The 7,786-nt window shown below is 74.1% G+C and carries 8 protein-coding genes and 1 pseudogene; 6 read left to right on the top strand and 3 right to left on the bottom strand.

The genetic code is table 11. The annotated features are described in order from the left end of the window. Positions 1-46: 46 nt before the first annotated feature. Together ACFU6K_RS23630 and ACFU6K_RS23635 are read right to left on the bottom strand one after the other, a co-directional pair. Positions 47-340, bottom strand: coding sequence for a hypothetical protein (locus ACFU6K_RS23630; RefSeq protein ID WP_380666080.1), 294 nt, complete (start codon positions 338-340; stop codon positions 47-49). Positions 341-377: 37 nt separating this feature from the next. Continuing rightward, positions 378-1,181 carry a PspA/IM30 family protein gene (locus ACFU6K_RS23635; protein ID WP_074000884.1) on the bottom strand — a complete coding sequence of 268 codons (804 nt, stop codon included), beginning with the start codon at positions 1,179-1,181 and terminating at the stop codon, positions 378-380. A gap of 301 nt (positions 1,182-1,482) precedes the next feature. Here ACFU6K_RS23635 and ACFU6K_RS23640 point away from each other — a divergent pair, with 301 nt between their 5' ends. Then, complete coding sequence (locus tag ACFU6K_RS23640; RefSeq protein WP_380666083.1) at positions 1,483-2,082, top strand: DUF3043 domain-containing protein; 600 nt, start codon at positions 1,483-1,485, stop codon at positions 2,080-2,082. Positions 2,083-2,261: 179 nt separating this feature from the next. After that, positions 2,262-3,002, top strand: coding sequence for a class I SAM-dependent methyltransferase (locus ACFU6K_RS23645; RefSeq protein WP_380666094.1), 741 nt, complete (start codon positions 2,262-2,264; stop codon positions 3,000-3,002). Between the two features lie 30 nt (positions 3,003-3,032). Here the strand turns inward: ACFU6K_RS23645 and ACFU6K_RS23650 are convergent, their stop codons facing one another. Further along, a complete protein-coding gene (locus ACFU6K_RS23650) occupies positions 3,033-3,233 on the bottom strand; it encodes a hypothetical protein (RefSeq protein ID WP_380666085.1) in 201 nt (66 codons plus the stop codon). 123 nt (positions 3,234-3,356) lie between these two features. Here ACFU6K_RS23650 and cobU point away from each other — a divergent pair. The 4 genes and pseudogenes from cobU to ACFU6K_RS23670 form a co-directional block, all read left to right on the top strand. Further along, a pseudogene (gene cobU / locus ACFU6K_RS23655) lies at positions 3,357-3,917 on the top strand (bifunctional adenosylcobinamide kinase/adenosylcobinamide-phosphate guanylyltransferase); the annotation flags it as partial. A 28-nt stretch (positions 3,918-3,945) separates the two neighbouring features. After that, positions 3,946-5,070 (top strand): nicotinate-nucleotide--dimethylbenzimidazole phosphoribosyltransferase, encoded by a 1,125-nt coding sequence (locus ACFU6K_RS23660; protein ID WP_380666087.1) that lies wholly within the window; start codon positions 3,946-3,948, stop codon positions 5,068-5,070. A 110-nt stretch (positions 5,071-5,180) separates the two neighbouring features. Then, positions 5,181-5,972, top strand: a complete 792-nt coding sequence (locus ACFU6K_RS23665) for an adenosylcobinamide-GDP ribazoletransferase (protein ID WP_380666090.1) — start codon at positions 5,181-5,183, stop codon at positions 5,970-5,972. Positions 5,973-6,231: 259 nt separating this feature from the next. After that, positions 6,232-7,734 carry a leucyl aminopeptidase gene (locus tag ACFU6K_RS23670; protein ID WP_380666092.1) on the top strand — a complete coding sequence of 501 codons (1,503 nt, stop codon included), beginning with the start codon at positions 6,232-6,234 and terminating at the stop codon, positions 7,732-7,734. Positions 7,735-7,786 lie beyond the last annotated feature (52 nt).

Raw genomic sequence — 7,786 nt, forward strand, 5'->3', positions numbered from 1 at the left:
GGTGGTGGAGGGGGCCCGCCCTTTCGTCTGGCAGCGGCCGCGGGCCCTACTCGGGGAAGCCCGGGATCACGCCCTCGCCGTCGGCCATCAACAGCTCGCGGACCTCGTCGATCGTCGCGTCGGCGTTCGGCAGGATCAGCTCGGACGGCTCCAGCGAGTCCAGCGGCACCGGGGTGCCGTACTGCTTCACCGCCTCGATGAGCTTGGCGTAGGCCTGGCGGAAGAGCGCCTCGTCCCCCGACTCCACTGCGGTGACGAGCTCGGCGTCGAGCTCGTTGAGCAGGTTCAGGTGGTCGTCGCCCACCTCGTACTGCCCCTCACCCATGACCCTCATGATCATGCCGTGCGTCTCCCTGGTTCGTGGGGTCGAGCTCAGATCACTTGTTGTAGTTGATGCGCGGGGTGTCCTGCTGCGGCTGCGGCTGGACGTCCTGCTTGCCCTGCTCGATCGCGGCGGGGCCGGCCGAGGAGGGACCGGAGAGCTCGGCCTTCATCCGGGCCAGCTCCAGCTCGACGTCGGAACCGCCGGCCACCCGCTCCAGCTCGGCCTCGATGTCGTCCTTGCGGCCGAGACCGCTCGCGTCGTCGAGCGCGCCGGAGGCCAGCAGCTCGTCGATCGCGCCCGCCCGGGCCTGCATCTGGGCGGTCTTGTCCTCGGCACGCTGGATCGCCAGGCCGACGTCGCCCATCTCCTCCGAGATCCCGGAGAAGGACTCGGCGATGCGGGTCTGCGCCTGGGCGGCCGTGTACGTCGCCTTGATGGTCTCCTTCTTGGTGCGGAAGGCGTCCACCTTGGCCTGAAGTCGCTGGGAGGCGAGGGTGAGCTTCTCCTCCTCGGCCTGGAGCTGCTGGTACTGCGTCTCCAGGTCGTTGATCTGCGACTGCATGTTGGCCTTGCGGGTCAACGCCTCACGGGCGAGGTCCTCGCGGCCGAGCGACAGCGCCTTGCGGCCCTGGTCCTCGTACTTCGCCGACTGCTGCTGGAGCTGGGTCAGCTGGAGTTCGAGCCGCTTGCGCGAGGTCGCGACATCCGCGACACCACGCCGTACCTTCTGGAGCAGCTCAAGCTGCTTCTGGTAGGAGTAGTCAAGCGTCTCACGCGGATCCTCCGCCCGATCCAAGGCCTTGTTCGCCTTGGAGCGGAAGATCAGCCCCATACGCTTCATGATTCCGTCGCTCATGGGCCTCGGGTGCCCCCTTCTCCGGCCTGCGGTCTCTATCTCGTTACCAGACACGACGAGTGTATGTGCAGCGAGCCCTTCGCCGCAGTGCACCTGCCTGCAACAAGACTGCTACAGCGACCAGTGGCGTTTCCTCCTCCCCCGGGTGGATCCGCCCCTCATACCCCCCATCGTCCATCCGACTGATCCCCTACGGGAAGGCCCCGGGAAACCCGCTTCGGACGGCGACCTGGCGGTATCGATATGTGTTCGGTTCCGAGGGCGCCCGTGGAAGCCGCGTCGCACCCCGTACGCTGGTGGTGTGTTCCGACGCCGTTCAGATGATGCCGCCGCCTCCGCCACCGTGCTGGAGAAGCAGGACGAGACGACCCAGGCCCGCGATCCGCAGGCCAAGAAGGGCCGCCCCACCCCCAAGCGCAGTGAGGCCGAGGCCAACCGGCGTACCCGGGTGACCGTGCCCAAGGACCGCAAGGAGGCCGCCCGCCAGGGGCGCGAGCGGATGCGCGCCGAGCGCGAGAAGCAGCGCCAGGCGCTGATGAACGGCGACGAGCGCCACCTTCCGGCCCGTGACAAGGGCCCGGTGCGCAAGTTCGCCCGCGACTACGTGGACTCCCGCTGGTCGCTGGCCGAGTTCTTCCTGCCGGCCGCCGTGGTCATCCTGGTGCTCAGCATCGTCAAGGTGCCGGCGCTCCAGCTGCTCTCCACGCTGCTGTTCCTGCTGTTCTTCGTGGTGGTGATCCTGGACTTCGTCCGCCTCGGCCTCGGCCTGCGCAAGCAGCTGGCCGAGCGCTTCGCCGACCAGAACACCCGCGGCGCCGTCGCGTACGGCATCATGCGCACCCTCCAGATGCGCCGGCTGCGCCTGCCCAAGCCGCAGGTGCGGCGCGGGGAGAAGCCCTGACCGCCGAACCGGTCGGCTCCGGCTGGGCCCCGCCCTCCTGGGAGGGGCCCGGCCTCTACGCACTCCCCGGGCAGGGCGGCGCGCTTCCGGGGCAGGGCCACGGCGGCCACGACCGCCTCGCCCAGGAACGCCGGCTGCCCTCGCGCAGCGGCTCCTTCGCGGGCGGCACCGGCGCCTGGCTGGACCGGCTCGGCGGGCTGCGCAACTTCGTCCGCCAGGAGCTCGTCGCCCGCCAGCTCGCCGAACAGCTGGCCGGCCGCAGCGCGCAGCGCGTCCTCGACATCGGCTGCGGCCAGGGCACCCAGGCCCTGCGGCTGGCCCGGGCCGGCCACTACGTCACCGGGATCGACTCGGACCCGGTCGCGCTCGGCGTCGCCCAGGGGGCGCTCGCCGAGGAGCCGCCGGAGGTCCGCGGCCGGATGCAGCTGCTCAGCGGCGACGGCCACCAGTGCGGGCGCTGGTTCGGCCCGCGCAGCTTCGACGTGGTGCTCTGCCACGGCGTCCTGATGTACCTGCCCGACCCGGACCCGATGATCGCCTCGCTGGCCCGGCTGCTGGCGCCCGGGGGGCTGCTCTCGCTGCTGGTCCGCAACCGCGACGCGCTCGCCCTGCGGCCGGCCGCCGCCGGGGACTGGCGGGCCGCCCTGCACGCCTTCGAGAGCGACCGGTACTACAACCGGCTCGGACTGGCCGCACGGGCCGACCGGCTCGCCGACCTCACCGTCACCCTCTCCGAGGTGTCCGTCCCGCTGCGGCACTGGTACGGCGTGCGGGTCTTCACCGACAGCGCCCCGGACGACGCGGCCCCGCCGGTGGACGGGCGGCAGCTGGCCCAGCTCCTGGAAGCCGAGGACCGGGCCGGCCGCACCGACCCGTACCGGCAGGTCGCCGCGCTCCTGCACGTGATCGGGGCGAAGTAGCCGCGCCGCGGCCGCTCCACCCCGTCCGCGCTACTCCTCGCCCAGGCTCATCGCGTAGACGACCCGGTCGTCCTCCAGCAGCACCGCGGTGTCCACACCGTCCTCCGCGAGCTGCTTCCAGGTCTCCCCGATCCAGGTCTCGGCGTCCCCCTGGCCGGCGAACTCCTCCTGGCCGGCGCCCGGCGTCACCGCGCTGCCGTCCGCCTTCTCGTACCGCCACGTCCAGACCATGCCGGCTCCTCCCACTGACCACGCTGCCTGTGTTGCTGCGCACCATAGCCTGCCCGGCCCGATCTTCCGTATGCCTGCTCGGGCAGGATGGACGGCATGGCGACCCGATCCGAGCCCACCCGTCCTCCGCTGCCCCGCACGCTGCTGCTCGGCGGCGCCCGCTCCGGCAAGTCCACCCGCGCCGAGCAGCTGCTCGCCGACCGGCCGGACGTGCTGTACGTGGCCACCGGCGGCACCCGGGACGGCGACGCCGAGTGGGCCCAGCGGGTCGCGCTGCACCGGGAGCGCCGGCCCGCGAGCTGGCGCACCGCCGAGACCTGCGACCTGGAGGCCGTGCTGGCCGACCCGGCCGACCCGGCACCGGTGCTGGTCGACTGCCTCGCCCTGTGGCTGACCGCCGTGATGGACGAGTGCGGCGCCTGGGACGACGAGGTCTGGGCGGCCGGCGGCGAGGCCGCCGTGCAGCGCCGCTGCGAGGCGCTGGCGCGGGCCTGGGCGGCCACCGGGCGGACCGCCGTCGCGGTGAGCAACGAGGTCGGCATGGGCGTCGTCCCGGCCACCGCCGCGGGCCGCCGCTTCCGCGACACCCTGGGCCGGCTCAACATGGCCGTGGCCGACGCCTCGGAGCGGGTCCTGCTGGTGGTGGCCGGTCAGGTGCTGACCGTCAAGCCAGCCGTTGGCTGAACACCCGCGCCGTGTAGCCTTCCGGACGATGGACACGACCGTGGATCTCGATACGTTCTCCTCGCTCGTCGAGCGCCCCGACGAGAGCGCCCGGCGGGCCGCCGAGGAGCGCTGGCAGGCGGCCGACCGGCCGCGCGGCGGGCTCGGCCGACTCGAGGAGCTGGGCAGCTGGCTGGCCTCCGTACAGGGGCGCTCGCCGGTGCTGCCCGTCTCCGCCCCCAAGGTGCTGCTGTTCGCCGCCGACCACGGCGTGGCGGCGCTCGGGGTCTCCCGGATGCCCGCCCAGGGCGGCACCGCGGCCCGGGTGCGGGCCGTGCTCGACGGCAGCGCGCCGGTGTCCCGGCTGGCCGCGCGCTACGGCGCCCGGGTGCGGGTCGTCGACGTCGCCGTGGACGCCGACCCGACCGACTTCCCGGACGAGGTGGTCGCCCACCGGATCCGGCGCGGCTCCGGGCGGATCGACGTCGAGGACGCGCTCACCGCCCAGGAGACCGTCCGGGCGTTCCGGGCCGGCATGGCCGTCGCCGACGAGGAGGCCGACGCCGGCACCGACCTGGTGCTGCTCGGCGACCTCGGGGTCGGCGCCACCACGGTGGCCGGCGTGCTGGTCGGCGCGCTCTGCGGCACCGACGCGGCGGCGGTGACCGGGCGCGGCTCCGGGATCGACGACCGGGTGTGGATGGTCAAGTGCGCCACCATCCGGGACTCGCTGCGGCGGGCCCGGCCGGTGCTCGGCGACCAGCTGGCGCTGCTCGGCGCCACCGGCGGGGCCGACTTCGCCGCGATCACCGGCTTCCTGCTCCAGGCGGCCGTCCGACGGCTGCCGGTGGTGCTGGACGGCGTGGTCTCGGCGGCCTGCGCGCTGGTCGCGCAGCGGATCGCCTTCCGCGCGCCGGAGTGGTGGCGGGCCGGGCAGTCCAGCGGCGAGCCGGCCCAGGCGAAGGCGTACGACCGGCTGACCCTGACGCCGCTGCAGGACCAGGGCATCACCATGGGCGAGGGCGTCGGCGCGCTGCTGGCGCTGCCGCTGCTCCAGGCCGCGGGGGACGTGCTCGCGGACGAGGCGCCGAAGCCCTTCGTGCCGACGGCGCCGGGCGCGCCGAAGGAGCAGCCGAAGCTGCCCTCGGCGGCGGACCTGCTGCGGAAGCTGTAGCGGCGGCCCCGGCCGTCCGGAGAACGCCCCTTCGCCGGGGCGTTCTTGCGTTCCCGCCCTTTCCTACTGTCTTGCTGTCTTTCTGTCCGACCTTCGAGGGGAACGCGCACATGACGGACCGCGGCGACCGGGCCGACTGGGCCGAGGGCCTGCGGTTCGGGTTCGGGACACTGTCCGTACTGCGGGTGCGGGTGGAGCGCTGGGACCGGGCCGCGGCGGCCCGGGCGATGGTGGCGGCCCCGGTGGTCGGGCTGGTGCTGGGCGCCCTGGCGGCCGCGGCCGGGGCGCTGGTGGCCTGGCGGGCGGGCGGGCCGCTCGGCGCGGTGGCCGCCGTGGGGGTGCTGGCCGGGCTGACCCGGGGTCTGCACCTGGACGGCCTGGCGGACGTCGCCGACGGGCTGGGCAGCGGGAAGCCGGCCGAGGACGCGCTGCGCGTCATGAAGCAGTCCGACATCGGTCCGTTCGGCGTACTGACCCTGGTCCTCGTCCTGCTCGCCCAGGTGGCCGCGCTGGCCGGGCAGTTCGGCCACTCCCCGCTGCGCGGCGCACTCGCGGTGCTCGCCTCGGCGACGGCCGCCCGGTGCGCGCTCGCCTGGGGCTGTCTGCGGTCGGTGCCGGCCGCCCGGCCGGGCGGCCTGGGGGCGATGGTGGCGGGCACCGTGCCGCCCGCCGGGGCCGCCGCCGCGACGGCCGCCGCCGCGCTCGCCCTGGCCGCGGCCGGACTGGTCGACGGATGGTCAGTTCTCCGCCTCCCGCTGGCCGTTGCGGTCGGTACGGGCTGCTCCTGGCTGCTGCTCCGGCGGTGCGTGCGCAGGTTCGGCGGGATCACCGGGGACGTGCTCGGCGCGATGGCCGAAACCGCCGCGACCGCCTCGCTGTTCGCCCTGTCGTTGCTCGGCTGACACCGGGCGGCGCGTGATCCCAGCATGCGGACTACCATGCGTGGAGCACCGCAGCCCTGCACCGTGGCAGGTCCTGCCCGCCCGGCGCGTACCGAGGAGCCGGGGCCTCTGGTGTACGCGGCCACCCCGGCGGACGCGCGCAGCCAGGGGGCCCGGACCCGGAGGCCCGCCGGCGGACGGCCTGCGACGGCGCGGGCTGCGCCGGTGCGGCAGCCTCGCCGTGGCCGGCCGTGGACCGCGAAAGAACAGGACGCATTACGTGACTGCATTGTCTGTGAGCACCTCCTCCGCCGCCTCGCTGCGCGCGGACGCCCTGGTGGTCGGTGTCGCGAAGGGCCCGAAGGGCATCGTGCTGGCCCCCGGTGCCGAGGCCGTGAACGAGGCGTTCGAGGGCAAGCTGACCGAGGTCCTCAGCACCCTGGGCGCGACCGGCGCCGAGGGCGAGGCCGTCAAGGTCCCCTCCCCCGCCGGCCTGAAGGCCGCGCTCGTGCTCGCGGTCGGCCTGGGCGAGGCCGCCGAGGACGGCTACGAGCTGGAGGCGCTGCGCCGCGCCGCCGGTGTCGCCGCCCGCACCCTGGCCGGTGCCAAGAAGGCCGCGCTGGCTCTGCCGGCCGAGTCCGCGGCGGACATCGAGGCGGTCGCGCTGGGCGGCCTGCTCGGCTCGTACGCCTTCGGCACCTACAAGGGCAACGGCAACGGCAAGGAGCCGGTCGGCGAGCTGGTCGTGCTGGCCGCCCGCAAGGGCAGCAAGGACGCCAAGGCCGCCGTGGAGCGCGCCACCGCGATCGGCGAGGAGATGAACCGGGCCCGCGACCTGGTCAACACCGCGCCGAACGACCTGAACCCGAAGAGCTTCGCCGCGATCGCCCAGGCGGCCGGCAAGGAGCACGGCCTCAAGGTCGAGGTGCTGGACGAGAAGGCGCTGACCAAGGGCGGCTTCGGCGGCCTGCTGGGCGTCGGCGGCGGCTCGGCGAACCCGCCCCGCCTGGTGAAGGTGGCCTACACCCACCCGAAGGCCAAGGCCACCCTGGCGTTCATCGGCAAGGGCATCACCTACGACTCGGGCGGCATCTCGCTGAAGCCGGCCGGCCACAACGAGACCATGAAGTGCGACATGGCCGGCGCCGCCGCCGTCCTCGCCGCCGTGGTGTCCGCCAAGCGCCTGGGCCTGGCCGTCAACGTCACCGGCTGGCTGGCGCTGGCCGAGAACATGCCGTCCGGCTCCGCCACCCGCCCGGGCGACGTGCTGAAGATGTACGGCGGCAAGACCGTCGAGGTCCTGAACACGGACGCCGAGGGCCGCCTGGTGCTGGCCGACGCGATCGTGCGGGCCGGCGAGGAGAACCCGGACGTCATCGTCGACGTGGCCACCCTGACCGGCGCCATGGTGCTGGCCCTGGGCAACCGCACCTTCGGCGTGATGGCCAACGACGACGAGCTGCGCGAGGAGCTGCACGTCCTGGCCGGCGAGGCGGGCGAGCAGTCCTGGCCGATGCCGCTGCCGGCCGAGCTGCGCAAGGGCTTCACCGAGTCGACCATCGCCGACCTGGCGAACATGGGCGAGCGGATGGGCGGCGGCCTGGTGGCCGGCCTGTTCCTGAAGGAGTTCGTGGCCGAGGGCACCGACTGGGCGCACCTGGACATCGCCGGTCCGGCGTTCCACGAGAGCGCGCCGTACGGCTACACCCCGAAGGGCGGCACCGCGAGCGCGGTGCGCACCCTGGTCCGCTTCGCCGAGCAGCGGGCGAACGGCAAGGCCTGACCCGGACATCCCTGACCCGGGGCGTCCCCTGGTCCAGGACCCGCTGCGACGG

Origin of the sequence: Kitasatospora sp. NPDC057512 (genome assembly GCF_042802135.1) — a bacterium.
Classification (GTDB): domain Bacteria; phylum Actinomycetota; class Actinomycetes; order Streptomycetales; family Streptomycetaceae; genus Kitasatospora.